The following is a 25,995-nucleotide window of genomic DNA, read 5'->3' on the forward strand; positions in this document are numbered from 1 at the left end:
TACTGAACCGCGCCATTCCTGCCGAAGGCGTGGGCCCCGACCGCCGAAGGAGTGGGATGACCACCACCGTCGAGACCCCCCTGCTCGAGTCCACCGTGCTCGATCTGTGGTCGGACGTAGAATTGCGGGCGATGAACGCACCGGCGGCTGACGACCCGCGCACCCAGTTCGAAGAGCAGGCATTGCCCTTCATGGATCAGCTCTATGCCGCGGCGATGCGGATGACGCGCAATCCGGCCGACGCCGCCGATCTCGTACAGGAGACCTTCGTCAAGGCGTTCGCGGCGTGGGCATCGTTCACGCAGGGCACGAACCTCAAGGCCTGGCTGTACCGCATCCTCACGAACACGTACATCAACACGTACCGCAAGAAGCAGCGCGAGCCGTTCCAGGGCACGATCGACGAACTCGAGGATTGGCAGCTCGGCGGTGCGGAATCGACGACGGCCTCGTCGGCGCGGTCGGCCGAGGCCGAGGCGATCGACCACATGCCGGCATCCGTCGTGAAGGACGCCCTCCAGGCGCTCCCCGAGGACTTCCGGATGGCGGTGTACCTGGCGGACGTCGAGGGCTTCGCGTACCAGGAGATCGCCGACATCATGAAGACCCCCATCGGCACGGTCATGAGCCGTCTGCACCGTGGCAGGCGGCAGCTGCGTGACCTGTTGGCCGACTACGCGAGAGAGCGCGGCATCGACGTGCCCGCCACGAGGAGTGCGAAATGACCGATTGCGGTTGCAACAAGGCGCGGAAAGATCTCGAGGAGTACCTCCGCAACGAGGTCTGCAAGACGGAGCACTCGGACATCACCGAGCACCTTGAGAACTGCCAGGCGTGCCGCGACGAGGCCCTCGTCGCGACCACGCTCACCGCTGTCGTCGCGCGTGCCTGCAAAGAGACCGCTCCGGAGCAGCTGCGCGACCTCGTGCTGACGCGCCTGCGCGCGGAGCAGGCCACGCACCACTGAGCGAGGCTCCCCAGGTGGTGCGGGCCAGGGTGCTGCGAGCCAGGGTGCTGCGAGCCAGGGTGCTGCGAGTCAGCGCGCTGCGAGCACCGTGACCGCGGCAGGCTCCACCGAGATGCGCACCGGAAGGGCGCCGAGCGGCTCACCGTCGGCATAGCCCGTGCTGCCCGGTGCCGCGAGCGACACGGCCCGTACCCGGAACGTGCGCACTTCGGGGGCCGCCGTGTGCGTGCCCGCGTAGACGGATCGCAGCAGCCGGAGCAGCCGCAGGCGCCCGGCCGAACGGATCAGCGTCACATCCAGCAGTCCGTCGTCGAGGATCGCGTCGGGGCAGATCGGGATGCCGCCACCGTAGGAACGCGAGTTGCCGACCGCCGCGACCAATAGCTCCTCCTCGATGCGCGTCATCGTGCCGTCGGCGTGCTCGAGCTCGATCACGTAGGGGATCGCGCGCAGCACGAGGAACTCGAGCAGGATCGCGAGCGTGTACCGCAGCGGGCCACGCGGCCAGCGCATCCGGTTCGCGCGATCGTTGACACGCGAGTCGAATCCGCTGGCGAACACCGTCGCGAAGCGCGACGCTCGCCCCGCGGCATCCGTCACCACGGCGAGATCGATCCGGCGGGTCGTCCCGCTGCGTACCGCGTCGACGAGTGCGTCGTCGTCGGCCGCGAGGCCGAGCGCCCGTGCGAGGTCGTTCCCCGTGCCGGTCGGTACGATGCCGAGCGGGATGCCGCCGCGCAGTCGCGCGAGCGCGAGCCCCACGGTCCCGTCGCCGCCGGCGACGAGGACGGCGTCGACGCCGGTGGTCGCCACCGTGTCCACTGCGGCCGCAGTACCCGCGGCATCCGCCGGGGTCACGGTTTCGACGTCCACGCCGGCTGCGCGCAACCGCGTCGCGGCCCGTGTCGCGGGCGCGTCACCGGAGCCGGCGCGCGCGGCCGGATTCACGATCAGGCAGACGCGCACCGGATGGCTCAGAACTGCAGGGACTTCTCGACGATCGCCGCCTGCTCGCGAGCGTGCACCTTCGGCGAGCCGGTCGCGGTGGATGCCGCGGCCGAACGCGAGATGCGACGGATCGTGCGCCCGTGCAGGTGCTTCACAACCTCGAGCGCGATGAACGGCCAGGCACCCTGGTTCTCGGGCTCTTCCTGGACCCAGAACAGCTCGGCGTTCGGGTACGTGTCGATGACCGCGTTCAGCTCGTCGATCGGCGCCGGGTAGTACTGCTCCAGACGCACGAGGGCGACGCGCTCATTCGGGTTCTTCTCGAGCTCGGCGACGAGGTCCCAGTGGATCTTGCCGGCGTGCAGCAGGACGCGGGTCACCGCGTTCTTGTCGAGACCCCGCTGGTCGTCGATCACCGGCTCGAACGTGCCCTCGAGGAAGTCCTCGACGGGGCTCGTCGCGCTGCGCAGCCGCAGCATCGCCTTCGGGGTGAAGACCACGAGCGGGCGACGCGGGCGCGCGTACGCCTGTCGACGCAGCAGGTGGAAGTAGGACGCCGGGGTCGAGGGGCGCGCGACGGTCATGTTGTCCTGCGCGCACATCTGCAGGTATCGCTCGATACGTGCCGACGAGTGGTCGGGCCCTTGGCCCTCGTAGCCGTGGGGGAGCAGCAGGACGACGCTCGACTGCTGGCCCCACTTCTGCTCAGCGGAGGAGATGAACTCGTCGATGACCGACTGTGCACCGTTGGCGAAGTCGCCGAACTGCGCCTCCCACAGGACGAGGGTGTCGGCGCGCTCGACGGAGTAGCCGTACTCGAACGCCATCGCCGCGTACTCGCTCAGCAGCGAGTCGTAAACGTAGAAACGGCCCTGGTTCTCGCTGACGTTCGCGAGCGGCAGCCATTCCTGACCGTTCTCGCGGTCGTGGAGGACCGAGTGGCGCTGCACGAAGGTGCCGCGGCGGACGTCCTGACCGGCGAGCCGGACGTTCGAGCCCTCGGCCAGGATCGAACCGAATGCGAGCAGTTCGCCGAAGCCCCAGTCGATCTTGCCGCTGCGGCTCATGTCGTTGCGCTTGTCGAGCAGCTGCTGGAGCTTCGTGTGCACCGTGAAGCCCTCGGGCTTGTTCACGAACGCGTCGCCGATCCGCTCGATGAGCTCGCGCGAGACACCTGTGGTCTCGGGCGCACCGGCGACGACGGCCTCGGTCATCTCCGGGGTGATGACGGGCGAGGTGCCGGTCTCGGCGGCGTGCGTCTCGGCGAAGGCGATCTCGAGGCGGTTCTGGAAGTCCTGCTTCGCCTTGTCGTACTCCTCCTCGGTGATGTCGCCGCGACCGACGAGCGCCTCGGTGTAGAGCTTGCGGACCGAGCGCTTCGCCTCGATGAGGTTTGTCATCAGCGGCTGCGTCATCGAGGGGTCGTCGCCCTCGTTGTGACCACGACGGCGGTAGCAGACGAGGTCGATGACGACGTCGCGCTTGAACTCCTGCCGGTAGCGGAAGGCGAGCTCCGCGACGTGGACCACGGCCTCGGGGTCGTCGCCGTTCACGTGGAAGATCGGTGCCTGGATCGTCTTGGCGACGTCGGTGGCGTAGATCGACGTGCGGGCGTCGAGCGGCAGGGTCGTGAACCCGAGCTGGTTGTTGACGACCACGTGGATGGTGCCGCCGGTGCGGTAGCCGCGCAGGCGCGACATCTGCAGCGTCTCCATGACGACGCCCTGGCCGGCGAAGGCCGCGTCGCCGTGCACGAGGATCGGCAGCCACGAGAACGACCCGATCGGCAGACGGTCCTGCTTGGCGCGGACGATGCCCTCGAGCACGCCGTCGACGGTCTCGAGGTGCGACGGGTTCGCGGCGAGGTAGACGGGGAGCTCCTCGCCGCTCTCGGCGACGAAGGTGCCCTCGGTGCCGAGGTGGTACTTCACGTCGCCCGAGCCGCTCTTGGAGCCGATGGCGACGGAGCCCTCGAACTCGCGGAAGATCTGGCTGTAGGTCTTGCCGGCGATGTTGGTGAGGACGTTGAGGCGACCGCGGTGGGCCATGGCGATCGCGGCGCCTTCGAGGCCCTCGACCGCGGCGCCCTGCAGGATCCGGTCGAGCAGGGGCACGAGCGATTCGCCGCCCTCGAGGCTGAAGCGCTTCTGCCCGACGTACTTGGTCTGCAGGAACGTCTCGAACGCCTCGGCCTCGTTCAGCTTGCCGAGGACGCGCAGCTGCTCGTCGTGGCCGGGCTTCTGGTACTTGACCTCGAGGTTCTCCTGGAACCACGCGCGCTGCGCCGGGTCCTGGATGTGCATGTACTCGATGCCGATCGTGCGGCAGTACGAGTCGCGCAGGATGCCGAGGACGTCACGCAGCTTCGACGTGCGCTTGCCGCCGAACCCGTTGGTGACGAACTCGCGGTCGAGGTCCCAGAACGTCAGCCCGTGGTTCTCGATCTCGAGGTCGGGGTGCGTGCGCTGGACGTACTCGAGCGGGTCGATGTCGGCCATCATGTGGCCGCGGACCCGGAAGGAGTTGATGAGCTCCTGCACGCGGGCGGTCTTGTCGACGCGCTCGGCGATGTCGACCTTGATGTCGCTCGACCAGCGGATCGGCTTGTAGGGGATGCGGAGGGCCGCGAAGATGCCCTCGTAGAAGTCGTCCTGGCCGATCAGCAGCTGGTGGACGATCTTCAGGAACTCGCCGGAACCCGCGCCCTGGATGACACGGTGGTCGTAGGTGCTCGTCAGCGTGATCGTCTTGCCGATGCCCAGCTCGCCGAGCGTCTTCTCGCTCGCGCCCTGGAACTCGGCCGGGTAGTCGAGGGCACCGGCGCCGATGATGCAGCCCTGCCCCTTCATCAGGCGGGGGACCGAGTGCACGGTGCCGATGCCGCCGGGGTTCGTCAGCGAGACGGTCGTCCCCTGGAAGTCCGCGGCGGTGAGCTTGTTGCCGCGGGCGCGGCGGACCAGGTCCTCGTACGCGGCGAGGTACTCGCCGAAGGTGAGGGACTCCGCGCGCTTGATGCTCGGCACCATGAGGGCGCGCGTACCGTCGGGCTTGGGGAGGTCGATCGCGATGCCCAGGTTGATGTGGGCGGGCGCGACGACCGACGGCTTGCCGTCGACGTCGGCATAGAAGACGTTCTGCGACGGGAAGGCCTTGAGCGCCTGGATGAGCGCCCAGCCGATGATGTGGGTGAAGCTCACCTTGCCGCCGCGGGTGCGCGACATGTGGTTGTTGATGACGATGCGGTTGTCGATCATCAGCTTCGCCGGGATGGTGCGCACGCTCGTCGCGGTCGGGACGGTCAGCGACTCGTCCATGTTCGCGGCGAGGGTCTTCGGCAGACCGCGCAGCGGGGTGACCTTGTCTTCACCGGCCTCGGCGTCGGCGGCGGGCGCCGTCTTCGGCGCTTCGGCGGGGATGGGCTGCGGCGCGGCGGGACGGGCGGTCGTGCGCGCGACCGGCTGCGCCGCGGTGGCGGGGGATGCGGCGGGGGCTGCAGCCGGTGCGGCGGGCGCCGCGGGGGCGGGTGCATCCTCGGCCGGCGCGGCGGCGGGAGCGGATGCGGGGGAGTCGCCCTCAGGCGTGTACGCGGCCAGGATCGGCCACCACTCCTTGTCCACGGAGTTCTTGTCGCGGCTGTACTGCTCGTACAGCTCCGCGACGAGCCATTCATTGGCTCCGAATTCCCCGTCGTTCGTAGTTCCCACGCCGGTCACCTGACTGGACACGGATCCGCCTGCTTTCGTCGTTGAGGTGTCAGAGTGTGCGGAGCCCGCGCGGCTACGCGCACAGAGATCAAGGGTATCTCAGGTTGGCGCGCCCCGACCGCCCACGGCCCCGCCGATCGAGGGCGCCGATCCGGGCGCGCGGCGGGTGGGTAGCGTGGAGGCATGCACTTCTCCGGCGAGCGTCCCGCGGTCGATCTGACCTACTCCGACGTGTTCCTCGTGCCGCGCCGATCCGGTGTCTCGAGCCGCCTGGACGTCGACCTCTCGCCGCGCGACGGTACGACGGCGACGCTGCCCCTCGTGGCATCCAACATGAACTCGGTCACCGGGCCCCGGTTGGCGGCCGCGCTCGCTCGACGCGGCGGGCTCGCGGTACTGCCGCAGGACATGCCGCTGCAGGACATCGACGCGGCGATCCGGTGGGTCAAGGATCAGCCGGTCCGGTGGGACTCGCCGCTCGTCCTGACGCCGGATGCCACCGTCGCCGAGGCCGCCGCACTCCTGCCGCCGGCGCCCGGTCACGGCATCGTCGTCGCGACCGGTGGGCCGCGCGTGCACGCGGACGACATCCTCGGCGTCGTGTCGGCCGAGCGGCTCGGCACGGCGCTCCCCGATGCGACGCTCGGCGACCTCGTGCGAACTCGGGCCGTCTCGATCAACGCGGACGACGTCGAGTCGGCGCGCGCAGCGTTCGACCTGCTCGTCGAGGCGGATGCGGACATCGCGACCGTGCTGCACCACGGGTACCTCGTCGGCACGCTCTCGCAGCGGACCGCGCTGCGTGCCGCGCTCTACCAGCCGGCGCTCGACGCCGACGGTCGGCTCATCGTCGCGGCCGCGGTCGGGATCAACGGCGACGTCGCCGCGAAGGCCCGCGCGCTCGCCGTCGCGGGTGTCGACGTGCTCGTCGTCGACACCGCCCACGGTCATCAGGACAGCATGATCCGGGCGCTCCGGACGATCTCGGCGCTGCAGCTCGGGCTCCCCGTCGTCGCGGGCAACATCGTCACCGCCGAGGGCGTCGCCGATCTCGTGGATGCGGGTGCGTCGATCCTCAAGGTCGGCGTCGGCCCGGGGGCGATGTGCACGACCCGCATGATGACCGCCGTCGGACGACCGCAGTTCTCCGCCGTCCTCGAGACCGCGGAGGCAGCTCGCGCGGTCGGTGCGCACGTGTGGGCCGACGGCGGCGTCCGCTACCCGCGTGACGTCGCGCTCGCGCTGGCCGCGGGCGCGGCATCCGTCATGATCGGCTCCTGGTTCGCCGGCACGATCGAGGCGCCGGGGGAGTTGCGCGTCGACCCGGACGGCCGCGTCTTCAAGGAATCGTGGGGCATGGCCTCGACGAAGGCGGTGCAGGGCCGGTTCGGTCGGCTCGACGCCTACGAGCGTGCCCGCAAGGAGCTGTTCGCCGAGGGCATCTCGTCGTCGAAGATCTATCTCGACCCCCTGCGGCCGAGCGTCGAGGACCTCGTCGACATGATCACCTCGGGTGTCCGGTCGTCGTTCACGTATGCCGGTGCGGCCACGGTTCCCGAGTTCCACGAGCGCGCGACGGTCGGCCTGCAGTCGGCCGCGGGCTACGAAGAGGGCAAGGCGCTCCCCGTCAGCTGGTGACGCGGATGCCGCGCGCGCGACAGATCACGCACGCGCCCACGCGCACACGGGTGCGCGTGCCGTAGAATCGTCCGCACAATGGACGACCCTCCCAGTAGACCTTCGCCCCACCGACCCTGCTCCCCGATGTTCGGGGGTGACGTGTGATGGACTACGTCATGTTGGGCGTGGGGCTCCTCCTGACCGTGGGGACCGGCCTGTTCGTCGCGAGCGAGTTCGCGCTCGTGAACCTCGACCGCGCCGACCTCGAAGCGCGTCGCGCCGCAGGCGAATCCCGCTTGTCGTTGACGATCAACGCGCTGCGCATCACCTCCACGCACCTCTCGAGCGCGCAACTGGGCATCACGCTCACGACCCTGCTCACCGGCTACACGATGGAGCCGGCGCTCTCGAACCTGATGCGCCCGCTGTTCACCGCGTGGGGCGTGCCCGAAGAGGCATCGCGCCCGATCTCGACCGTCGTGGCGATGACCATCGCGACGATCTTCTCGATGATCATCGGCGAACTGGTGCCGAAGAACTTCGCGCTCGCCGTGCCGCGGCAGACCGCGAAGCTCGTCATCGGGTTCCAGACCGTGTTCACCGCCGTGTTCCGGCCCGCCATCGTCGTGCTCAACGGCAGCGCGAACGCCGTGCTGCGGTCGATGGGCATCGAGCCGAAGGAGGAGCTGTCGGGGGCGCGCACCGCGGAAGAGCTCTCGAGCCTCGTGCGTCGCTCCGCGAGCGCCGGCGTGCTCGAGAAGGACACCGCGTCGCTGCTCGACCGCACGCTCACCTTCTCGCGCCTCACCACGGCGGACGTCATGACCCCGCGGCCGAGCATCCACGCCGTGGCATCCGACGACAGCGTTGAAGACGTCATCCAGCTCGCCCGCCGCACCGGCCACAGCCGGTTCCCGGTGTACGCCGAGTCGATGGACGACATCACCGGCATCGTCCACCTCAAGCAGGCCGTCGCCGTTCCGCGCGAGCGTCGCGCCGAGGTGCCCGCGGCCGCGATCGCCGAGGAGCCGCTCCGTGTGCCGGAGGCGGTCCACCTCGACGGGCTCATGTCCGAGCTCCGCTCCCGTGGCTACCAGATGGCCGTCGTCGTCGACGAGTACGGCGGGACCGCGGGCGTCGTGACGCTCGAGGACCTCGTCGAGGAGATCGTCGGTGAAGTGCTCGATGAGCACGACCGCAGCCGTGCGGGCGTCGTCCGCGCCGCGGGGTCGATCATCTTCCCCGGTGACCTGCGCCCCGATGAAGTGCTCGACCGCACCGGCATCCGGGTGCCCGAAGGCGATGTCTACGACACCGTCGGCGGGTTCATCATGGCGACACTCGAACGCATCCCGATCGTCGGTGACGAGATCCAGCTCGAGGACGGCACGATCGCCGTCCAGCGCATGGACGGTCGCCGCGTCGACCGCGTGAAGTTCGTGCCCGCGCCGGTGCCGGTCGGGGCCGAGACGGAAGGGGGTGAGGACCGATGAGCGATTGGGCTGGAATCGCCTGGCTCGTGGTGCTCCTCGTCGCCAACGCCTTCTTCGTCGGTGCCGAGTTCGCCGTCATCTCGGCGCGACGCTCGCAGATCGAGCCGCTCGCCGAGAAGGGCTCGCGTGCGGCGAAGACCGCGCTGTGGGCGATGGAGCACGCGACGCTCATGCTCGCGACCTGTCAGCTCGGCATCACGATCTGCTCGCTGCTGATCCTGAACGTCTCGGAACCCGCGATCCACCACCTGCTGGCGGTGCCGCTGGAGTTCTTCGGCTGGCCGTACGCGGTCGTGGATGTCGTCGCGTTCGTCATCGCGCTGCTGCTGGTGTCGTACCTGCACGTCGTGTTCGGCGAGATGGTGCCCAAGAACCTCGCGTTCTCGGTGCCCGACCGCGCCGTGCTGCTGCTGGCTCCGCCGCTCGTGTGGGTCTCGCGGGTGTTCCACCCCGTGATCGTGGCGCTGAACTGGATCGCGAACCACATCGTGCGCCTGTTCCGCGTCGAGCCGAAGGACGAGGCCGCCTCGACCTTCACGCTCGACGAGGTCGCCACGATCGTGAACCAGTCGCGCATGGAAGGCGTCCTCGACGACGCCTCCGGCGCGGTCGCCGCGGTCGTGGAGTTCACCGACAAGAAGGCGGGCGACATCGCGGTGCCGCTGGCCGAGCTCGTCACGTTGCCCGAGACGACGACGCCCGATGAGATCGAACGCGCCGTCGCCCGCCACGGGTTCTCGCGCTATGTGATCGTCGACGAGGACGGCGCGCCCCTCGGGTACGTCCACCTCAAGGACGTGCTGCGGGCCGCCGAGGGTGCCGACGCCGAGTCGAACGTCGAGCGGCCGATCAAGCCGAAGCGCATCCACCACATGCTGCCGATCAGCGAGTCGACCGACCTCGAGGACGCGCTGGCGCTCATGCGCCGCTCGTCGCGTCACCTCGCGCAGGTGCGCGACGCGGCCGGTGAGACGACGGCAGTGCTGTTCCTCGAGGACATCATCGAGGAACTCGTCGGAGAGGTGCACGACGCGACGCGTCGGATCTGACCCGGATGCCACGACGCCCGCCGCCCGCTTCGTGCGGGGGCGGGCGTCGTCGCCTGTGCGCGTCAGCGGTGCCGGCGGGCGCGGTCGTACTGCGGGGGCCACAACGACGCGGCATCCGCGTCGCGCAGTTCTCCCGCGGCGCGGAGCGCGAAGTGCGGGTCGCGGAGCCACTCCCGGCCGACCATGATCGCGTCGGCGAGGCCGTCCTGCAGGACCGTCTCGGCCTGCGGGCCGTCGGTGATCTCGCCGACGGCGGTGACGAGCAGGCCGGTGCGCTCGCGGATCGCGGCGGCGAACGGCACCTGGTAGCCCGGGCCGGTGGTGATGCGCTGGTGGGCGACGAGGCCGCCAGTGGAGATGTCGATGACGGTGGCGCCGCGGTCGGCGACCCATTGCGCGACCGTCGCGGTCTCTTCGACGTCCCAGCCGCCGTCGGCCCAGTCGGTGGCGGAGAACCGGACCGCGATCGTGCGGGTGGGCGCTGCGGCCCGGACGGCCTCGACGACGCGGAGCAGGAATCGTGCGCGGTTCTCGAGCGTCCCGCCGTACTCGTCCGTGCGGAGATTCGACAGCGGCGAGAGGAACTGGTGCAGCAGGTAGCCGTGGGCGGCGTGGATCTCGAGCAGGTCGAAACCAGCCTCGCCGGCGCGGCGGGCCGCGGCGGCGAACGCACCCACGAGGTCGTCGATGCGGGCGGTCGTCAGCTCTGCAGGCTCTGCGTAGCCGTCGAACGCGATCGCCGAGGGGGCTTCGGTGACCCAGCCGCCGGCATCGAGCGGCACGCTCCCGCGGGTCGCGTCGAACGGGCGGTGTGTCGAGGCCTTGCGTCCTGCGTGGGCAAGCTGGATGCCGGCGGCCGCGCCGCGAGCGTGGATCGCGGCGACGATCGGCGCCCACGCGTCGCGCTGTTCGTCGTTCCAGAGCCCCGTGTCGAACGGCGTGATCCGACCCTCGGGGACGACGCCGCTCGCCTCTGCGATGACCACGCCGGCGCCACCCGAGGCGAACTGCGCGAGGTGCACGTGGTGCCAGTCGTTCGGCACGCCGTCCTGCGCCGAGTACTGACACATCGGTGACACCCAGAGGCGGTTGCGGACGGTCAGCCCGTCGATCTCGAGGGGCGTGAACAGCAGGCTCATGCAGGTCTCCGTCGCAGTAGGGTGGCGCCATGACGGGGCGCGGATGGACCGAAGCGGATGTCGCCGCGGTGCTCAGAAGCCCAACGGCCTCGGATGACAAGTATTCCCGCGGCGTCGTCGGCATGCGGACCGGGTCGACGGCGTTCCCCGGTGCCGCCGTGCTCGGCGTCGAAGCAGCCTGGCGCACGGGCGTCGGCATGGTCCGTTACCTCGGGCCCGCGGCGTCCCTCGTCCTCGCACGCCGTCCCGAGACGGTCGCGGCCGCCGGTCGCGTGCAGGCGTGGGTGATCGGGTCGGGGACGAATGCCGCGTCTCGAGACGCCGCCGAGACCGAGGCCCTGCGCGAGGTGCTCGAAGGCAGTGTGCCCGTCGTCGTCGACGCCGGCGCGCTCGACCTTGCGCCGGCGGCATCCGCTCCGGTCATCGTGACGCCGCACGCCGGGGAGCACGGGCAGCTGCGCGACGCGCTCGGACTGGATGCCGACGTCGACAGCCCGGCGGAGACCGCGACCGCACTCGGCGCCGTCGTCGTCCGCAAGGGCGCGCGCTCCGAGATCGCCGCACCGGGACTCGATTCCCTGGTGGTGGAGGCGCCGACATCGTGGCTCGCGACCGCCGGCACGGGCGACGTGCTCGCCGGGATCGTCGGTGCGCTGGCCGCGGGAGCGGATGCCACCGACGCGCCCACGCTGCAGCGGATCGCCGCCTCGGCGGTGTGGCTGCACGGGCAGGCGGCATCCGCAGCGGTGGCAGCGAACGGCGGCGGGCCGATCGTCGCGCTCGACGTGGCCGAGCACATCCCGGGTGTGATCGGGCGCGTGCTGCGACGCTGACGCGGAGACCCCGCTCGTAGGATGGGGTCGTGACGAATCGGGTCGTGCTGTGGATCGCATTCGCCGTCGTCCACCTCGTCGTCGCCTGGCTCGGATTCTTCATGCCGAACGAGCCCATGGGGGACGTGTACCGCGTCTACGAGCCGTGGTCCGCCGCCGCCTGGGAGGGTCGCGGCATCGTCGGCGTCACCGAGGCGTGGGTGTATCCGCAGCTCGCGCTCCTGCCGATGCTCCTCGCGCACGCACCGGGTGCGCTCCTCGGCGACTACACGCTCGGGTGGGCCGTCCTCGTGACGGCCGTCGACGCCGTCGCGTTCGCGGTCCTGGTCGGCGCGGGGCGCTCGCACGGCCGCGTCGTCGCGGCGTGGTTCTGGCTCGTCGCGATCGCCTGCCTCGGCCCGGTCGGGATGTACCGGCTCGACGGCATGACGGTGCCGCTGGCGATCATCGCGCTGCTCTGGCTCGTCGGTCGACCCTGGGCGGCATCCATCCTGCTCGCGGCGGCGACCTGGATGAAGGTCTGGCCGGCAGCGCTGCTCGCGGCGGCACTCGTCGCCATCCGCCGCCGCGGTGCCGTCGTCGGCGGTGCCGCGATCGTGACGGCGCTCGTCATCGGGGGCGTCGTCGCGGCCGGCGGCGGCGCGCACGCGCTCGGATTCGTCGCGGGGCAGACCGGCCGCGGCCTGCAGGTCGAGGCGCCGATCAGTGCGCCCTACCTCTGGGGTGCGCTCCTGCGCGTCGACGGGTTCTGGGTGTTCTACGACCAGGAACTGCTGACCTTCCAGGTGACCGGCAGCCAGGTCGACGTCGTCATCGCCGTCATGACGCCGGTGCTCGCGGTGACGGCGCTCGCCATCGCCGGGATCGGCGCGTGGAAGGCGTCGCGAGGGGTGTCGTTCGTACGGCTCTTCCCGCCCCTCGCTCTCGCGCTCGTGGCGGCGCTCATCGTCTGCAACAAGGTCGGGTCGCCGCAGTTCCAGACCTGGCTGTTCCCGGTGATCGTCTTGGGGCTCGTCGTCGACCGTCGACGGTGGGCGCTGCCCGGTGTCCTCGTCCTCGCGGTCGCCGGGCTCACCCAGCTCGTGTACCCCGTGCTGTACATGGGGATCTTGTACCCCGAGCCGATCGCAGTGACGGTGCTTTCCGTCCGGAACCTGCTCCTGTTCGCGTTGCTGGCCTGGATGGTCGTCCGGCTCGTGCGCCTGCCCGTCCCCACTCGCCCCGCCCTCGTCTGACCGGAGGTTCCCATGCTCATCGCCTTCTCCGTCGCCCCCAGCGGCACCGGCCGCCCCGACGCGTCGGTGCACGACGCGGTCGCCGCCGCGGTCTCGGTGGTCCGTGCCTCGGGGCTCCCGCACCGGACCGGCTCGATGTTCACCGAGATCGAGGGGGAGTGGGACGAGGTGATGGCGGTCGTGAAGGGCGCCGTCGACGCCGTCACCCCGTTCGGCTCGCGGGTCTCGCTCGTCCTCAAGGCTGACATCCGGCCGGGGTACGTCGGAGAGATCGACGGGAAGGTGGAACGTCTCGAGGCCGCGATCGAATCGATTCGTGCCACGGCCTCGGGCGGCAGTACCATCGCGGAGTGACCACCCCCTCGCGCCGCCACACCACCGGAGCTCTCCTCGCGCTCGCGATCGGCAGCTTCGGCATCGGGATGACCGAGTTCGTCGTGATGGGGCTGCTTCCCGAGATCGCGCGCGAACTGCTCCCGACCGTCTGGCAGGCGAGCCAGGAGGACGCGATCGCGCAGGCCGGGTGGCTCATCAGCTTCTATGCCCTCGGTGTCGTCATCGGCGCCCCCACGATCGCGGGGTCGGTCGCGAAGTATCCGCGGCACCGGGTCATGATCGCGCTCGCGTTCGCACTGACGGTCTTCAACCTGCTGACGCTCGTCCTCCCGACGTTCGAGCTCGTCGCCGCGTCGCGCCTGCTCGCAGGCCTCCCGCACGGCGCCTATTTCGGGATCGGCGCGCTCATCGCCGCCGAGGTCATGGGCCCCGGCAACCGGGCGAAGGGCGTCGCGTTCGTGCTTACGGGCCTCACCGTGGCGAACGTCGTCGGGGTGCCGATCGGCACGTTCCTCGGTCAGCACTTCGGATGGCGGTGGGCGCACCTGCTCGTCGTCCTCATCTTCGCGGTGGCGACCATCGCCATCTTCGCAACGGTGCCGCAGCGCGCGGGCGAGCCGTCTCGGACGCTCCGCGCCGAACTCAGCGTCTTCCGGATCGGTCAGGTCTGGTTCACGCTGGGCATCGCTGCCGTCGGTTTCGGTGGCTTCTTCGCCGTGTACTCATACGTCGCGACGCTCGTCACCGAGGTCGCCGGGTCGCCGCAATGGATGGTGCCACTCACGCTCGTCGTCGTCGGTCTGGGCATGACGATCGGCAACCTCGTCGGCGGACACCTCGCCGACGTGAACCTCAAGCGCTCGCTGCTCGGGCTGCTGAGCGCCCTGATCCTCACCCAGCTCCTGCTCGCGCTCACGGCTGGATGGATCGTCACGCTCGTCTTCTTCGCCTTCGCGGTCAGCTTCGCGGCGTCCGCGGTGAGCCCCACGATCCAGACGCGCCTCATGGACGTCGCGGGCGACAACCAATCGATTGCCGCCGCGCTCAACCACTCCGCGTTCAACATGGGCAATGCGCTCGGCGCGGCCCTCGGCGGTGCGGTCATCGCGGCGGGGTTCGGCTACGCCGCGCCCGTCTGGGCGGGGATGTTCCTGGCGGTCGGCGGCCTCGTCGTCGCGATCATCGGGTTCGGCGTCGAACGCCGTGGCGTCGCCGCCCGCGCTGCGGCACAGGAGAACATCACGGTGTGAGCATGCGCGATGCGGTGGTCGTCGGATCCGGCCCGAACGGGCTGGCCGCGGCCGTGACGCTCGCCCGCGCCGGCCTGTCGGTGCTCCTCATCGAAGCCGCGCCGCAGCTCGGCGGCGGCACCCGGACCGACGAGCTCACCCTTCCCGGATATCGGCACGACATCTGCTCGGCGGTGCATCCGCTCGCCTTCGAGTCGCCGTTCTTCCGCGCCTTCGGACTCACCGACCGGGTGCCCTTCGTCGTCCCGGAGGCGTCGTACGCGCAGCCGCTCGACGACGGCCCCGCGGCGATCGCCTACCGCGACCTGGAGCGCACCGCCGACACGCTTCGCGGCGACGGCGCCCGATACGCGCGACTGCTGGCACCGCTCGCCGCACGCGCCGCCGAGGTCGCCGAGACCACGGGTGGGTCGCTGGTGCGGATGCCGCGGCATCCGCTGACCGCCGCCCGACTGGCTGCGGCGACACTCGACCAGGGCGGCCCGTGGTGGGATAGGGGGTTCTCGGCCGAGGCGGCGCCCGCGCTCCTGGCCGGCGTGGCCGCCCACGCGATCTTGCCGATGCCGGGGCTCGCCGCGGCCGGCGCGGGGCTCGTGCTCGGGGCCTACGGGCATGCCCGCGGCTGGCCGATCCCGGTCGGCGGCAGTCAGCGGATCGCCGACGCGCTCGAAGCCGACCTGCGCGCACACGGCGGCGAGATCGTCACCGGCACGACGATCCGGAGCCTCGACGAGCTGCCGCCCTCGCGCGCGGTGCTGCTCGACATCGCGCCGCCGGCGCTGTTGCGCATGGCGGGTGACCGGCTCCCCGCCGCGTATCGACGGGCGTTGGCGCGGTTCCGTTTCGGCGGTGCCGTCGCGAAGGTCGACTTCGCGTTGTCGGCGCCGGTGCCGTGGCGCGACCCGGCGGTCGCCGAGGCTGGCACGGTGCACCTCGGTGGCACGCGAGCCGAGATCGCGGCATCCGAACGGGCAGTCGCACGGGGCGAAGTGCCCGCGAACCCCTACGTCCTGGTGTCGCAGCCGTCGCTGTTCGACGACACCCGTGCGCCCACCGGCGCGCACACGTTGTGGGCGTACACGCATGTCCCAGCCGGCAGTGGCGTCGACCGTACCGAGGCCGTGACCGCGCAGATCGAGCGGTTCGCGCCGGGGTTCCGCGATGTCGTCGTCGCACACGCGTCGCGGACCGCGGTGCAGGTGGCATCCCACAACCCGAACTACATCGACGGGGATATCGCGGCCGGTGCGCCGAGCCTTCGACAGCTGCTTCGTCGGCCGACGCTGTCGCCGGAGCCTTGGCGCACGCCCTTGCCGGGGGTCTACCTGTCGTCGGCGTCGACGAGTCCGGGCCCGGGCGTCCACGGCCTGGCGGGATGGCACGCCGCGCGCAGCGCACTGCGGCGCGAGTTCGGCATCACGACGATGCCAGACCTCTCGCCCGTCTGAGTCAGCTCGCGAGCAGTCGTCGCAGGTGCACCGCGACCGCGGCGGTCTCGATGAGGAAGCCGTCGTGCCCGAAGTCGCTCGAGAGGACGACCGTGTCATCGTCGATCGTCGAGCGGATGCCGCGTGCGATGCGGTGCTGCCCTTCGACCGGGAACAGTCGATCGCTGTCGATCCCGAGGACGAGCGTCCGCGCCGTCACGCGTGCAAGGGCATCCTCGACGCCGCCGCGGTCCCGCCCGACGTCGTGGGAGTTCATCGCCTCGACGAGGGTGAGGTAGCTGTTCGCGTCGAAGCGGCGGGTGAAGCGGTTGCCGTGGAAGTCGAGGTAGCTCTCGACGGCGTAGCGACCGCCCTCGCCGAACGGGCTCTTGTCTGACTGCCACGAGCGTTGGAACCGCTGGTTCAACTCGGTCGGCGTCCGGTAGTTCAGGAGGGCCATGCGCCGGGCGAGCGACAGGCCGCGGTGCGGACCATCGCCGTCGGCGGCGTCGTAGTACGACCCACCCGCGAACCGCGGGTCCATCTGGATGGCCGCGAGCTGCACGGAGTTGAGGGCGACCTGGTCGGCGGTCGTCGTCGGCGGCGAGCACAGCACGGCAAGGCGTTCGACACGGTCGGGGAGGCCGACGGCCCACTCGAGGGCGTGCATGCCGCCCATCGAGCCGCCCACGACGGCGCCCCAACGGTCGATGCCGAGGGCGTCGGCGAGCAGCACCTGCGCGGCGACCTGGTCGCGGATCGTCAGGAACGGGAAGCGGGACGCCCACTCGTACCCGTCGGGCGCGATGCTCGAGGGGCCCGTCGAGCCCTGGCAGCCACCCAGGATGTTCGGGGCGACGACGAACCAGCGGTCGGTGTCGATCGCGGCTCCGGGGCCGACGATGTCGCCCCACCAGCCTTCGGTCGCGTGGCCCGGGCCCGCTTCGCCGCGGACGTGGCTGTCGCCGGTGAGGGCGTGCAGGATGAGGATCGCGTTGTCGCGGGCGGGGGAGAGCTCGCCCCAGGTCTCATAGGCGAGTCGGATGCCGGGGAGTCGTTCGCCGCCCTCGGTCGTGAACGCGCCGAGCGACGCGAAGCGGCGCTGGCCGGCCGGGTCGCCGTCGCGCCATGCGCCGGTTGCGGGCGGGCGGCCGAGGAGCAGGCGCGCGTCGGCCTCGGTCACGGGCGCCGAGGGCACCGTGTCTTCCGAGGTCTGCCAGTCCATGGCATCCATTCTCACGGCGGGATCCGGCCGCGGCCCGCGTGTTACGTCATGCGGGGTCACCCGGACGCACGACACCCCGCCGCGGCGAACCGGGCGGGGTGTCGTGGACGGTGCGTGTCAGGCGCGTGCGGCCTCGGAGACGCGGCGCGCGGCGGCGAGAGCCTGCTCGAGGTCGGCCTTGAGATCGTCGATGTTCTCGAGCCCGACCGACAGGCGCACGAGGCCCGGCGTCACCCCCGACGTGAGCTGCTGCTCGGGCGTGAGCTGCGAGTGCGTCGTGGATGCCGGGTGGATGACCAGCGAGCGGACGTCGCCGATGTTGGCGAGGTGGCTGAACAGGGTGAGCGAGTTGACGAACTCGCGGCCCGCCTCGACACCGCCCTTGAGCTCGAACGACAGCACCGCGCCGACGCCCTTCGGGGCGTAGCGGTTCGCTGCGGCGTACCAGGGCGAGGTGGGCAGCCCGGAGTAGTTCACGGACGCCACGTCGGCGTGGTTCTCGAGCCACTCGGCGATCTCCTGCGCGTTCTGCACGTGTCGCTCGATGCGCAGCGAGAGGGTCTCGACGCCCTGGATGAGGTTCCACGCACTCTGCGGCGAGATGGCCGAGCCGAGGTCGCGGAGCAGCTGCACCCGCGCCTTGATGATGTACGCGAGCGCGTCGCCGACCGCGGCGGTGTAGACCGCGCCGTGGTACGACTCGTCGGGGGTCGTGAGGCCGGGGAACCGGTCGCTGTGCTGCGACCACGGGAAGGTGCCGCCGTCGATGATGGCGCCGCCGATGGTCGTGCCGTGGCCGCCGAGGAACTTCGTGACCGAGTGCACGACGATGTCGGCACCGTGCTCGAACGGACGGATGAGGTACGGCGTCGCGATCGTGTTGTCGACGATGAGCGGGACGCCCGCGTCGTGTGCGACGTCGGCGACGGTGCGGATGTCGAGCACGTTGATCTTCGGGTTGCCGATGGTCTCGGCGAAGAAGAGCTTCGTGTTCGGGCGGACAGCGCGGCGCCACTCCTCGGCGTCGTCCTGGTTCTCGACGAACGTCGTCTCGATGCCGAGCTTCGCGAGCGTGTACTTGAAGAGGTTGTAGGTGCCGCCGTAGATCGAGCTCGACGAGACGATGTGGTCGCCGGCCTGCGCGATGTTGAGGACGGCGAAGGTCTCCGCGGCCTGGCCGGATGCGACGAGCAGGGCACCGGTGCCGCCCTCGAGACCGGCGAGTCGCTGCTCGAGCACGTCCTGCGTCGGGTTCTGGATGCGCGTGTAGATGTTGCCGAACTCGGCCAGCGCGAACAGGTTCGCGGCGTGGTCGGCGTTGTCGAACACGTACGACGTCGTCTGGTAGATCGGCGTCGCCCGGGCCTTGGTGACCGGGTCCGGAGCGGCGCCGGTGTGGATCTGCTTCGTCTCGAAGCGCCAGTTCTCGGGTGCGGACATGTCAGGCTCCCTGCGTCTATGTAGTGGGGGTGCGACGGATGCCGCGACCGGGTACGACGTTACGAGCGGGCGGCATCCGCGACAACGGCACGAGACACGGGACGTAACGTGCCGCGGCCTGGGCATTCGTCTGGCGGCGCTAGCGTGGAGCCATGGCGAATCGACGTGCAGTGGTGACCGGTGCGAGCTCGGGGATCGGTGAGGCCGTTGTGCGCGCACTCCGGTCGAGCGGGTGGGACGTCGTCGGCGTCGCCCGACGCGCGTCACGGCTCGAGGAACTTGACGCCGAGGTCGGGTCGCGGTCGGTCGCAGCCGACCTCACGAAAGAAGCCGATGTCACCGCGCTCGCCGCGCACCTCGCCGAGACCGGACCGGTGCACGCGCTGGTGCACGTCGCCGGCGGCGCGCGGGGGACCGACCGCGTCGAGGACGGCTCCGCCGCCGACTGGCAGTGGATGTTCGAGGTCAACGTCCTGTCGGCGCAGCTGCTGACGGCGGCGCTGCTGCCGTTGCTGCGGCGTGCGGCGCACGAGGACGGCCACGCGGACACCCTGTATGTGACCTCCACTGCGGCGCAGACCGCCTACCCGGGCGGCGCCGGCTACAACGCCGCGAAGGCGGGGGAGTCGATGCTCGTGCACGCGCTGCGGTTGGAGCTGAACGGCGAGCCGATCCGCGTCGTCGAGATCGCGCCCGGCATGGTCTACACCGAAGAGTTCTCGCTCAACCGGTTGGGCGGCGACCGCGCCGCAGCCGAGAAGGTCTACGACGGTGTCGCCGACCCGCTGACGGCGGGCGACGTCGCCGACGTGATCGCGTACGCGCTGAACGCTCCGGGGCACGTCAACCTCGATCTCGTGACGATGCGGCCGGTCGCGCAGTCGGCGCAGCACCTGCTCGCGCGCGGGCCGCTGGTGCCGCGCGTCTTCGAGGGGTAGCCCGGTTCAGGCGGGATGGGCGTCGGCGAACGCGACCTTCGGCACGAGCAGCAGGAGCAGCGCAGCGAGGAAGCCGCCCGCGGCGCAGATCGCCCACACTGTCATGTAGCCGCCGAGCGATCCCGCGGTCTGACCCGCGACGGCGCCCGCGCCGCCGGCGAGGACGACGCCGAAGACCGCGGACGAGAATGCCCCGCCGATCGTCTTGGTCGTGTTCGTCATGCCGGATGCCTCGCCGGTGTGGCCGAACGGCGCCGCGGCGGCCGCCGCGGCGGGCATGGCGCCGACGAGGGCGCCGCATCCGATGCCTGCGATCGAGAGGTTGAGGAGCACCTGCCAGAGCTCGAGGTGGAACGGCAGGAACAGCGTGTACCCGACGCCGACGAGGAGCGCCGCGACGATGAGCATGATGCGCGGGCTCATGCGCCGGGAGGTCGCCGAGAACGCGACGGCGCCGATGATGAGCGACACGAGGTAGAGCCCGATCACGTAGGAGCGTTCGGACGCGTCAAGGCCGAGCCCGTAGCCGAGGGCGGGGTCGGTGCCGGCGTACGTGGAGAGAGGACCCTGCGCGCCGAGCAGGCTGATGCCGATGAGGAACGCCGTCGCCTGCACGGGCCACATGTCGGGGCGGGCGAGAATGCGGATGTCGATGATGGGGTTCGTCTGGCGGAGTTCATAGAAGACGAAGCCGACCAGCAGCAGGATGCCGAGGACGAGGAGCCCTGCGACGCCCCACCAGGCGGCTGCGCCGAGGTCGAGCTCGCCGATGAGGCGCATCCAGGCGAGAGCGCCGGTGACGAGGAGGAGGCCCCACGCGAGGATGACGGTACCGAGCGTGTCGATCTTCTTCGCGCCGGAGGGGGCGGACTCGGGGACGAAGACGGCGATGACGACGGCGACGAGCGAGACGGCGATCGCCGGGACCATGAGGGTGAGGGCGAGGTCACCGGTGGCGGCGTAGATGCGGCCGGCGGCGAGGGCGCCGATGATGGCGCCGGCTTCGAGGCCGACAACGAGCAGGCCCGCGGCGCGGCGGGTGAGCGAGACGCCGTGGTTCTGCTGGCGGCCGCGCTCGAAGATGAGGGCGATCTCGAGCGGCAGCCAGACGACGTAGAAGCCCTGCAGCGACCAGAACAGCAGGAACGACCAGAAGTCGCCGGCGAAGACGAGCCCCCACGAGGCGAGGGCGGTGAGAACGGCCGCGATGAGCAGGATCTTCTTGTGGCCGTACATGTCGCCGAGCTTCGCGAGGATCGGGACGACGATGGCCGAGAGGAGGAGCTGCCCGGCTTCGAACCAGTTGACGTCGGCGTCGCGGATGCCGAGTTCGATGACGATGTCGCTGAAGAGGGGGATGTAGTACCCCTGCAGGATGCCGCTGACGATCTCGACCACGATGAACCAGCCGATGAGCCCGGCAGTGATTCCCAAAGCCGAAGTACGCAGCGCTGAGGTGCGCAGCGTCGAGGTCGTGAGTGGGGACGCGTTCGGGCTGGTCACGTTCCGGAGCCTAGTGGTGCGGCGTCGTCGCGGGTGTGCAGCGGCACCGCAACACTCCGGGGCGATCAGAAGGGTGCGGCTTCGGTGGGCGTGACGATGGCAGGGGTGAAGGCGACGGCCGGTGCGGGTGCGTCTTCTCTGTAGATCCTGCCGAGGGGTGAGGTCCATTCGAGGACGCCACCCAAAAGTTGTCGGACTCTCCAGCAAGTGAAGTGCTTCATCGAGTGATGTCGCTGGCACAGATGGCACAGGTTGCAGGTGTTGGTCTTCCCGCCAAGCGCGTGATCCTCGCTGTGGTCGACCTCACACCGAATGGCCGCCTGGCGGCATCCGGGGAACCGGCAGTGCTGGTCCCTCGCCTGCAGGTACCGGCGCATCTTCTCCGGCACCCGGTACGAGTCCACCGCCAGGACGGTGCCGGTGACGGGGTGGGTGAGGAGGCGTTCCCACTGCCTGTTCCCTGCCGCGAGCTGACGCGCGGTGGCCGCGTCGATGGGGGAGCGTCCGACGAGGTCGCAGGCGTCGTGGTCGTCGCCAGCGAGGGCGTGTGCGGGGATGACGACCTGGATGCGTGCGCGAATCTTCCCGAGCGGGCCGGCCGAGGTGTCGCGCGTGTCGTCGAGCGCTGGCGTTCCGGCGAGGAGCAGGTCGGCGAAGAGGTCGGCGCGAACCTGGTCCATGGTGCGGGCGTCGGTGGAGACGATCTCAGCGCGGGATTCGTCACTGCCGTCAATCCCGAGGGTCAGGCCACCACCGGCCGCGCGCTCGCCACGCGTGTCGATGATCGCGCGGCCCATCTGGGTGAGACGGTCGTGGATGCCCTCTGCGATCGCGGTCGGCATCTTCGCGATCAGCTCGGACATCCCGTTCGACCCGGGCACGATGCGGACGCACCGACCGGCCGCGGCTGCTTCGTGCCGCTCCGCGAACGACCGCGGGTGCAGGTGTTGCGCGAGCATCTCCAGCGCGGGCCGGACCCGGTTGGGGGTGTCGCGTTCGCACTTCGGGATCGCGGACTCCGCGAACTGACCACGCAACTCGGGTGGCAGTACTGAGCCGGCGGCCACGATCGTGAGGACGTGCCCCCGCACGATCCGACCGGCTTCCCACGCGTCGAGGGCGGCGGTGTAGTCCTCGACGATTGTTCGGGCTTCATCGATACGGCGCTGCATCGTGCGGTCGGCGATCCGCATGATGCCTGCGAGCTCCGCGGAGATCGACCGGAGCGCCATGTCCTGCTCGCGCACCTTCGCGGGTGACCCGGCTGCGGTCTTCTCGGCGAGGGCGGCCGCGGCAGCGAGGAGTCGGACCTCTCGGATCTGCAGGGCAGCGGCATCCTGAGCCAGCCCTTCCATCCCGTGCGCGAGCCCGGCGAGGGACGTCATGAAGGCGTCCGATCCGGGGTGCTCGACTGGGTTGGTCATACCTCCATTGTGGTGAGGGGGTACGACATTGAGAGGGTCGATTCGGGCTTCTGAATCCCAGATCAAGATCAGAAAGCGTTCATTCTTCGGGCGAGCAGTTTGCTCGGTCATCGCGGGCGTCCGGGACCCGCGGCATCCGCGATTCGTCGGACGTTTCGTCTCGGTCGCTTCGCTTCCTCGCTCAACGACCTCGCGCCCGGAGGCCGGCGGCCTAGGCTGGAGTCTTCAGACGAAGGGATGCCGGTGACCGAGCGAGAGACGTTGACCTGGGACGGCTTCGGCCAGGCGACCCGTGACCTGGCCCGATCGATCGTCGCCGACGGGTTCATGCCCGACGTCGTCGTCGCGATCGCACGCGGCGGCCTGCTGCCGGCCGGGGCAATCGCGTACGGGCTCGGTGTGAAGAGCTGCGGCGCCCTGAACGTCGAGTTCTACACCGGGATCGGCACCGTGCTCGATGCCCCTGAGCTCCTCCCGCCGGACCTCGACCTCGGTTACCTGCCCGGCAAGCGCGTCCTCCTCGTCGACGACGTCGCCGACAGTGGCCGCACGCTCGCGCTCGCCGTCCGCATGCTCGAAGAGGCGGCCGCCGACGTCCGCTCGGTCTGCATCTACACGAAGCCCGGCTCGGTCGCGACGCCCGACTACTCGTGGCGCGAGACCGACCTCTGGATCAACTTCCCGTGGTCGTTCCAGGGCACCGTCGAGCAGGAAGACGCCGGCCTCCCCGCGAGCGCCTGATGGCGAAGACGCTCGCCGAGCTCGCGGCATCCGGTCTCATCGACGCCGGCTGGGCCAAAGCCCTCGCACCCGTCGCGGACGACATCGCGGCGCTCGGCGATCGCTTGCGAGAAGCCGAGGGCGGGTACCTTCCCGCCGGCGAGCACGTCTTGCGCGCGTTCGCCCGGCCGCTCGCGGACGTGAAGGTGCTCATCGTCGGCCAGGACCCGTACCCGACGCCGGGGCACGCGATCGGGCTCTCGTTCGCCGTCGAGCGTCACGTCCGCCCGCTGCCGCGCAGCCTCGGGAACATCTACACCGAGCTCGAGTCCGACCTCGGCATCGCCCGCGCCCCGCACGGTGACCTCTCCGCCTGGAGCGACCAGGGCGTCATGCTGCTGAACCGCGTACTCACCGTCGCGCCGGGTGCCGCCGGCTCGCATCGCGGCTGGGGCTGGGAGCGCGTCACCGAGCACGCGATCCGCACGCTCGTCGCGCGCGAGGCGCCACTCGTCGCGATCCTGTGGGGGAGGGATGCCGCGAACCTGCGCCCGCTCCTCGGCGACACCCCGGTCATCCAGTCGGCGCACCCGTCGCCGCTGTCGGCACGTCGCGGCTTCTTCGGATCGCGTCCGTTCTCTCGCGCGAACGAACTGCTCGCTGCACATGGTGCCGCCCCGGTCGACTGGCGCGTCGGAGACTGACCCGTACACTGTCCGCATGTTGGAGGACGAGTACGAGCGTGATCGCCGTCGTCTTCCGCGCCACCTGCGTCGCCGGCCCGAACCCGAAGCCGCGTTCGCGTTCTCGATCCGTCCGGCGGTGCGCGCGGACATCCCCGACATCCGCGAGATCTACAACTACTACGTGACGAACTCGGTCGTCACCCTCGACGAGAAGCGCTGGTCGCACAAGCGCTGGAGCGACAAGTTCGACCACCTGCAGAAGCTCGGTCTGCCGTTCCTCGTCGCGGTGTCACCGAACGACCAGGTGCTCGGCTACGGCATGGTCGGCCCGTGGACCGGCGGCAGCGGCGTCCGCTACACCGTCGAGAACTCGATCTACCTCGGTCAGGCGGCGACCGGAAAGGGCCTCGGTCGAGCCCTCCTCGAAGCGCTCATCGCGGCGTGCGAGGCGAAGGGCCTTCGCGAGATGGTCGCCGTGATCAGCGACAAGGGTGCCGAGGCGTCGGTCGCGCTGCACGAGAAGCTCGGCTTCGTCGAGGTGGGGCGCATGGGCCGGGTCGGATACAAGTTCGGGCGGCCGCTCGGCACGATCTACCTGCAGAAGTCGCTGTCGCCGCGGAAGCAGCCGTCCTGGTGGTCGCGACTGATCAACCGCTGACGTCCGCCGGCTCCCCGCCCTCGCGGACGGCATCGATGAGGTCGCGCCACGGCCCTGCGACCGCGCGCTCGCCGAGGACGACGTGCCGTTCCTCGCTCGAGAGCGGATGCCGCGCTTCCGCCGCTGTGACCTCCCAGACGTAGCGGTCCGCTCCCGTCGCCGGCGCCGCGGGCGCGGCCGCATTCCACGGGCATGCGTCGACGAGTTCGCGCCACCCCGGAGCGGATGCCTCGTCGGCGGCGACGCGCCAGGCGCGACGGAGCCCGGCGAAGCCGCCGGTGCGCACGACGAGGATCGTGAGCGAATCAGCCGACTGCGACATCTCCCGTGACCCCGACCGCGTCCCACGCCTTGCGGACTGCGGCGGCCTCCTCCGATTCCTCACCGTACTCCGCGATCGCTGTCGCGGTCGTGGCGGCGGCGAAGTCGGTGAAGGTCGCCGTGCTCGACAGCGAGCCGCCGGTCAGCGTCAGATACCAGATACGTCCGGCGCGCTCCCAGGCGTTCCCGCCGAGCGTGGTCGCAACCAGGTGGAACGCCTTGTTCGGGATTCCCGAGTTGATGTGGACGCCGCCGTTGTCACCCGAGGTCTCGACATAGTCGCGCATGTGGCCCGGCTGCGGATCCCTTCCGAGGATGTCGTCGTCGTACGCTGTGCCGGGCGCCGCGAGTGAGCGAAGCGCGGAGCCGGTGACGGCGTCGGTGAAGATCTCGGCGCCCACGAGCCAGGTCGCCTCGCCGGCCGTCTCGCCGCGGAGGTGCTGTTCGGTGAGCGCGCCGAACACGTCGGCGACCGATTCGTTGAGCGCTCCGGACTGGCCCTGGTAGACCAGGCCGCCGGCGTGCTCGATCACGCCGTGCGCGAGTTCGTGCGCGATGACACTGACCGAGCGGGTGAACCCGGTGAAGACCTCGCCGTCGCCGTCGCCGAACACCATCCGTGTGCCGTCCCAGAACGCGTTGTCGTAGTCGCGGCCGAAGTGCACGGTTGCGAGCAGCGGCCCGCCCGCGGCATCCAATCCGACCCGTTCGAAGGCCTGCCAGAAGAACGCGAACGTCGCACCGAGTCCGTCATACGCTTCGTCGACCGCGGCGTCACCGGTGGGCTCGGCGCCCTCGGCGCGCGCCGGCACTCCCGGGAGCTCCTCGCGCTGCTGCGCATCGGACACGAGCCGGTCGGGATCGGGGCTCGCCGAGACGACGAGTGCGCCGCCGTCAACGCTGAGGTCGAGATGCGCGCGCGTCGGCGTATAGGTACGGGGCAGCGCGAGCGTGGCACGCGCCGCCGCGGACGCGGCGGGGAACCGATCCGCGGGCGCGGCGGCGAGGGCGGCGAGCAGGTACGGCGGGACGATCGCGTGCATGACGCCACGGTAACGCCCGGCGCCGACACGTGCGCC

At 70.5% G+C, this 25,995-nt stretch carries 23 protein-coding genes; 14 read left to right on the top strand and 9 right to left on the bottom strand.

Features of this window, described 5'->3' with window-relative positions; translation table 11 throughout:
• The first annotated feature begins 131 nt into the window (after positions 1 to 131).
• Both QNI14_RS00775 and QNI14_RS00780 read left to right on the top strand, forming a co-directional pair.
• Positions 132 to 725: a sigma-70 family RNA polymerase sigma factor gene (locus QNI14_RS00775; RefSeq protein ID WP_347177825.1), complete on the top strand. Its 594-nt coding sequence runs from the start codon at positions 132 to 134 to the stop codon at positions 723 to 725.
• A complete protein-coding gene (locus QNI14_RS00780) occupies positions 722 to 967 on the top strand; it encodes a zf-HC2 domain-containing protein (RefSeq protein ID WP_283714284.1) in 246 nt (81 codons plus the stop codon). Before QNI14_RS00775 ends, QNI14_RS00780 begins: the two co-directional genes overlap by 4 nt.
• A gap of 69 nt (positions 968 to 1,036) precedes the next feature.
• Here the strand turns inward: QNI14_RS00780 and QNI14_RS00785 are convergent, their stop codons facing one another.
• The gene (locus tag QNI14_RS00785; protein WP_283714285.1) at positions 1,037 to 1,933 is read right to left on the bottom strand and encodes a YegS/Rv2252/BmrU family lipid kinase; all 897 of its coding nucleotides are present in this window, start codon (positions 1,931 to 1,933) and stop codon (positions 1,037 to 1,039) included.
• A gap of 8 nt (positions 1,934 to 1,941) precedes the next feature.
• Positions 1,942 to 5,640, bottom strand: coding sequence for a multifunctional oxoglutarate decarboxylase/oxoglutarate dehydrogenase thiamine pyrophosphate-binding subunit/dihydrolipoyllysine-residue succinyltransferase subunit (locus QNI14_RS00790; protein WP_283714286.1), 3,699 nt, complete (start codon positions 5,638 to 5,640; stop codon positions 1,942 to 1,944).
• 162 nt (positions 5,641 to 5,802) lie between these two features.
• Here QNI14_RS00790 and guaB1 point away from each other — a divergent pair, with 162 nt between their 5' ends.
• From guaB1 to QNI14_RS00805, 3 genes are all read left to right on the top strand, one after another.
• Entirely contained in the window at positions 5,803 to 7,257 is a 1,455-nt protein-coding gene (guaB1, locus tag QNI14_RS00795; RefSeq protein WP_283714287.1) for a GMP reductase, read from the top strand.
• Between the two features lie 146 nt (positions 7,258 to 7,403).
• On the top strand, positions 7,404 to 8,732 hold the full coding sequence (locus QNI14_RS00800; protein ID WP_283714288.1) for a hemolysin family protein: 1,329 nt from the start codon (positions 7,404 to 7,406) through the stop codon (positions 8,730 to 8,732).
• Positions 8,729 to 9,781, top strand: a complete 1,053-nt coding sequence (locus tag QNI14_RS00805; RefSeq protein ID WP_283714289.1) for a hemolysin family protein — start codon at positions 8,729 to 8,731, stop codon at positions 9,779 to 9,781. Before QNI14_RS00800 ends, QNI14_RS00805 begins: the two co-directional genes overlap by 4 nt.
• Positions 9,782 to 9,843: 62 nt before the next feature.
• Here QNI14_RS00805 and QNI14_RS00810 read toward each other — a convergent pair whose 3' ends face one another.
• Positions 9,844 to 10,920, bottom strand: coding sequence for an NADH:flavin oxidoreductase/NADH oxidase (locus tag QNI14_RS00810; RefSeq protein WP_283714290.1), 1,077 nt, complete (start codon positions 10,918 to 10,920; stop codon positions 9,844 to 9,846).
• Positions 10,921 to 10,949: 29 nt separating this feature from the next.
• Between QNI14_RS00810 and QNI14_RS00815 the strand changes: the two genes are divergently transcribed.
• From QNI14_RS00815 to QNI14_RS00835, 5 genes are read left to right on the top strand one after another with little or no spacing between them, the layout of a single operon-like run.
• Positions 10,950 to 11,753 carry an ADP-dependent NAD(P)H-hydrate dehydratase gene (locus tag QNI14_RS00815; RefSeq protein WP_283714291.1) on the top strand — a complete coding sequence of 268 codons (804 nt, stop codon included), beginning with the start codon at positions 10,950 to 10,952 and terminating at the stop codon, positions 11,751 to 11,753.
• 29 nt (positions 11,754 to 11,782) lie between these two features.
• The gene (locus QNI14_RS00820) at positions 11,783 to 12,988 is read left to right on the top strand and encodes a hypothetical protein (protein WP_283714292.1); all 1,206 of its coding nucleotides are present in this window, start codon (positions 11,783 to 11,785) and stop codon (positions 12,986 to 12,988) included.
• A gap of 12 nt (positions 12,989 to 13,000) precedes the next feature.
• Positions 13,001 to 13,342 (top strand): thiamine-binding protein, encoded by a 342-nt coding sequence (locus QNI14_RS00825; RefSeq protein WP_283714293.1) that lies wholly within the window; start codon positions 13,001 to 13,003, stop codon positions 13,340 to 13,342.
• On the top strand, positions 13,339 to 14,574 hold the full coding sequence (locus QNI14_RS00830; protein ID WP_283714294.1) for an MFS transporter: 1,236 nt from the start codon (positions 13,339 to 13,341) through the stop codon (positions 14,572 to 14,574). The genes QNI14_RS00825 and QNI14_RS00830 overlap by 4 nt, the downstream gene beginning before the upstream one ends.
• Positions 14,575 to 14,576: 2 nt before the next feature.
• Complete coding sequence (locus QNI14_RS00835) at positions 14,577 to 16,022, top strand: phytoene desaturase family protein (RefSeq protein WP_283714846.1); 1,446 nt, start codon at positions 14,577 to 14,579, stop codon at positions 16,020 to 16,022.
• Position 16,023: 1 nt separating this feature from the next.
• On the opposite strand, the gene metX is transcribed toward QNI14_RS00835, so the two are convergent.
• Positions 16,024 to 17,226, bottom strand: a complete 1,203-nt coding sequence (gene metX / locus QNI14_RS00840; protein WP_283714295.1) for a homoserine O-acetyltransferase MetX — start codon at positions 17,224 to 17,226, stop codon at positions 16,024 to 16,026.
• Between the two features lie 117 nt (positions 17,227 to 17,343).
• Positions 17,344 to 18,666: a bifunctional o-acetylhomoserine/o-acetylserine sulfhydrylase gene (locus QNI14_RS00845; RefSeq protein ID WP_283714296.1), complete on the bottom strand. Its 1,323-nt coding sequence runs from the start codon at positions 18,664 to 18,666 to the stop codon at positions 17,344 to 17,346.
• 152 nt (positions 18,667 to 18,818) lie between these two features.
• Between QNI14_RS00845 and QNI14_RS00850 the strand changes: the two genes are divergently transcribed.
• The gene (locus QNI14_RS00850) at positions 18,819 to 19,604 is read left to right on the top strand and encodes an SDR family oxidoreductase (protein WP_283714297.1); all 786 of its coding nucleotides are present in this window, start codon (positions 18,819 to 18,821) and stop codon (positions 19,602 to 19,604) included.
• Positions 19,605 to 19,610: 6 nt separating this feature from the next.
• Here the strand turns inward: QNI14_RS00850 and QNI14_RS00855 are convergent, their stop codons facing one another.
• Complete coding sequence (locus tag QNI14_RS00855) at positions 19,611 to 21,107, bottom strand: MFS transporter (protein WP_283714298.1); 1,497 nt, start codon at positions 21,105 to 21,107, stop codon at positions 19,611 to 19,613.
• Between the two features lie 65 nt (positions 21,108 to 21,172).
• On the bottom strand, positions 21,173 to 22,531 hold the full coding sequence (locus tag QNI14_RS00860) for an HNH endonuclease signature motif containing protein (protein ID WP_283714299.1): 1,359 nt from the start codon (positions 22,529 to 22,531) through the stop codon (positions 21,173 to 21,175).
• 237 nt (positions 22,532 to 22,768) lie between these two features.
• Between QNI14_RS00860 and QNI14_RS00865 the strand changes: the two genes are divergently transcribed.
• From QNI14_RS00865 to QNI14_RS00875, 3 genes are read left to right on the top strand one after another with little or no spacing between them, the layout of a single operon-like run.
• Positions 22,769 to 23,272 (top strand): phosphoribosyltransferase, encoded by a 504-nt coding sequence (locus tag QNI14_RS00865; protein WP_283714300.1) that lies wholly within the window; start codon positions 22,769 to 22,771, stop codon positions 23,270 to 23,272.
• Positions 23,272 to 23,955 (top strand): uracil-DNA glycosylase, encoded by a 684-nt coding sequence (locus QNI14_RS00870; RefSeq protein ID WP_283714301.1) that lies wholly within the window; start codon positions 23,272 to 23,274, stop codon positions 23,953 to 23,955. The genes QNI14_RS00865 and QNI14_RS00870 overlap by 1 nt, the downstream gene beginning before the upstream one ends.
• 16 nt (positions 23,956 to 23,971) lie before the next feature.
• Positions 23,972 to 24,595 (top strand): GNAT family N-acetyltransferase, encoded by a 624-nt coding sequence (locus tag QNI14_RS00875; protein ID WP_283714302.1) that lies wholly within the window; start codon positions 23,972 to 23,974, stop codon positions 24,593 to 24,595.
• Here QNI14_RS00875 and QNI14_RS00880 read toward each other — a convergent pair.
• Complete coding sequence (locus QNI14_RS00880; RefSeq protein WP_283714303.1) at positions 24,585 to 24,917, bottom strand: protealysin inhibitor emfourin; 333 nt, start codon at positions 24,915 to 24,917, stop codon at positions 24,585 to 24,587. The two genes, QNI14_RS00875 and QNI14_RS00880, sit on opposite strands and share 11 nt — an antisense overlap.
• On the bottom strand, positions 24,901 to 25,959 hold the full coding sequence (locus QNI14_RS00885; protein ID WP_283714304.1) for a M4 family metallopeptidase: 1,059 nt from the start codon (positions 25,957 to 25,959) through the stop codon (positions 24,901 to 24,903). Before QNI14_RS00885 ends, QNI14_RS00880 begins: the two co-directional genes overlap by 17 nt.
• Positions 25,960 to 25,995 lie beyond the last annotated feature (36 nt).

The sequence above is a fragment of the Microbacterium dauci genome, from assembly GCF_030065535.1.
Lineage (GTDB): Bacteria > Actinomycetota > Actinomycetes > Actinomycetales > Microbacteriaceae > Microbacterium > Microbacterium dauci.

Coding starts and splice junctions, on each gene's coding strand:
- QNI14_RS00775 (WP_347177825.1), top strand. CDS start 132: ATGAACGCACCGGCGGCTGACGACCCGCGCACCCAGTTCGAAGAGCAG.
- QNI14_RS00780 (WP_283714284.1), top strand. CDS start 722: ATGACCGATTGCGGTTGCAACAAGGCGCGGAAAGATCTCGAGGAGTAC.
- guaB1 (WP_283714287.1), top strand. CDS start 5,803: ATGCACTTCTCCGGCGAGCGTCCCGCGGTCGATCTGACCTACTCCGAC.
- QNI14_RS00800 (WP_283714288.1), top strand. CDS start 7,404: ATGGACTACGTCATGTTGGGCGTGGGGCTCCTCCTGACCGTGGGGACC.
- QNI14_RS00805 (WP_283714289.1), top strand. CDS start 8,729: ATGAGCGATTGGGCTGGAATCGCCTGGCTCGTGGTGCTCCTCGTCGCC.
- QNI14_RS00810 (WP_283714290.1), bottom strand. CDS start 10,920: ATGAGCCTGCTGTTCACGCCCCTCGAGATCGACGGGCTGACCGTCCGC.
- QNI14_RS00815 (WP_283714291.1), top strand. CDS start 10,950: ATGACGGGGCGCGGATGGACCGAAGCGGATGTCGCCGCGGTGCTCAGA.
- QNI14_RS00825 (WP_283714293.1), top strand. CDS start 13,001: ATGCTCATCGCCTTCTCCGTCGCCCCCAGCGGCACCGGCCGCCCCGAC.
- QNI14_RS00835 (WP_283714846.1), top strand. CDS start 14,577: ATGCGCGATGCGGTGGTCGTCGGATCCGGCCCGAACGGGCTGGCCGCG.
- metX (WP_283714295.1), bottom strand. CDS start 17,226: ATGGACTGGCAGACCTCGGAAGACACGGTGCCCTCGGCGCCCGTGACC.
- QNI14_RS00845 (WP_283714296.1), bottom strand. CDS start 18,666: ATGTCCGCACCCGAGAACTGGCGCTTCGAGACGAAGCAGATCCACACC.
- QNI14_RS00850 (WP_283714297.1), top strand. CDS start 18,819: ATGGCGAATCGACGTGCAGTGGTGACCGGTGCGAGCTCGGGGATCGGT.
- QNI14_RS00860 (WP_283714299.1), bottom strand. CDS start 22,531: ATGACCAACCCAGTCGAGCACCCCGGATCGGACGCCTTCATGACGTCC.
- QNI14_RS00865 (WP_283714300.1), top strand. CDS start 22,769: ATGCCGGTGACCGAGCGAGAGACGTTGACCTGGGACGGCTTCGGCCAG.
- QNI14_RS00870 (WP_283714301.1), top strand. CDS start 23,272: ATGGCGAAGACGCTCGCCGAGCTCGCGGCATCCGGTCTCATCGACGCC.
- QNI14_RS00875 (WP_283714302.1), top strand. CDS start 23,972: ATGTTGGAGGACGAGTACGAGCGTGATCGCCGTCGTCTTCCGCGCCAC.
- QNI14_RS00880 (WP_283714303.1), bottom strand. CDS start 24,917: ATGTCGCAGTCGGCTGATTCGCTCACGATCCTCGTCGTGCGCACCGGC.
- QNI14_RS00885 (WP_283714304.1), bottom strand. CDS start 25,959: ATGCACGCGATCGTCCCGCCGTACCTGCTCGCCGCCCTCGCCGCCGCG.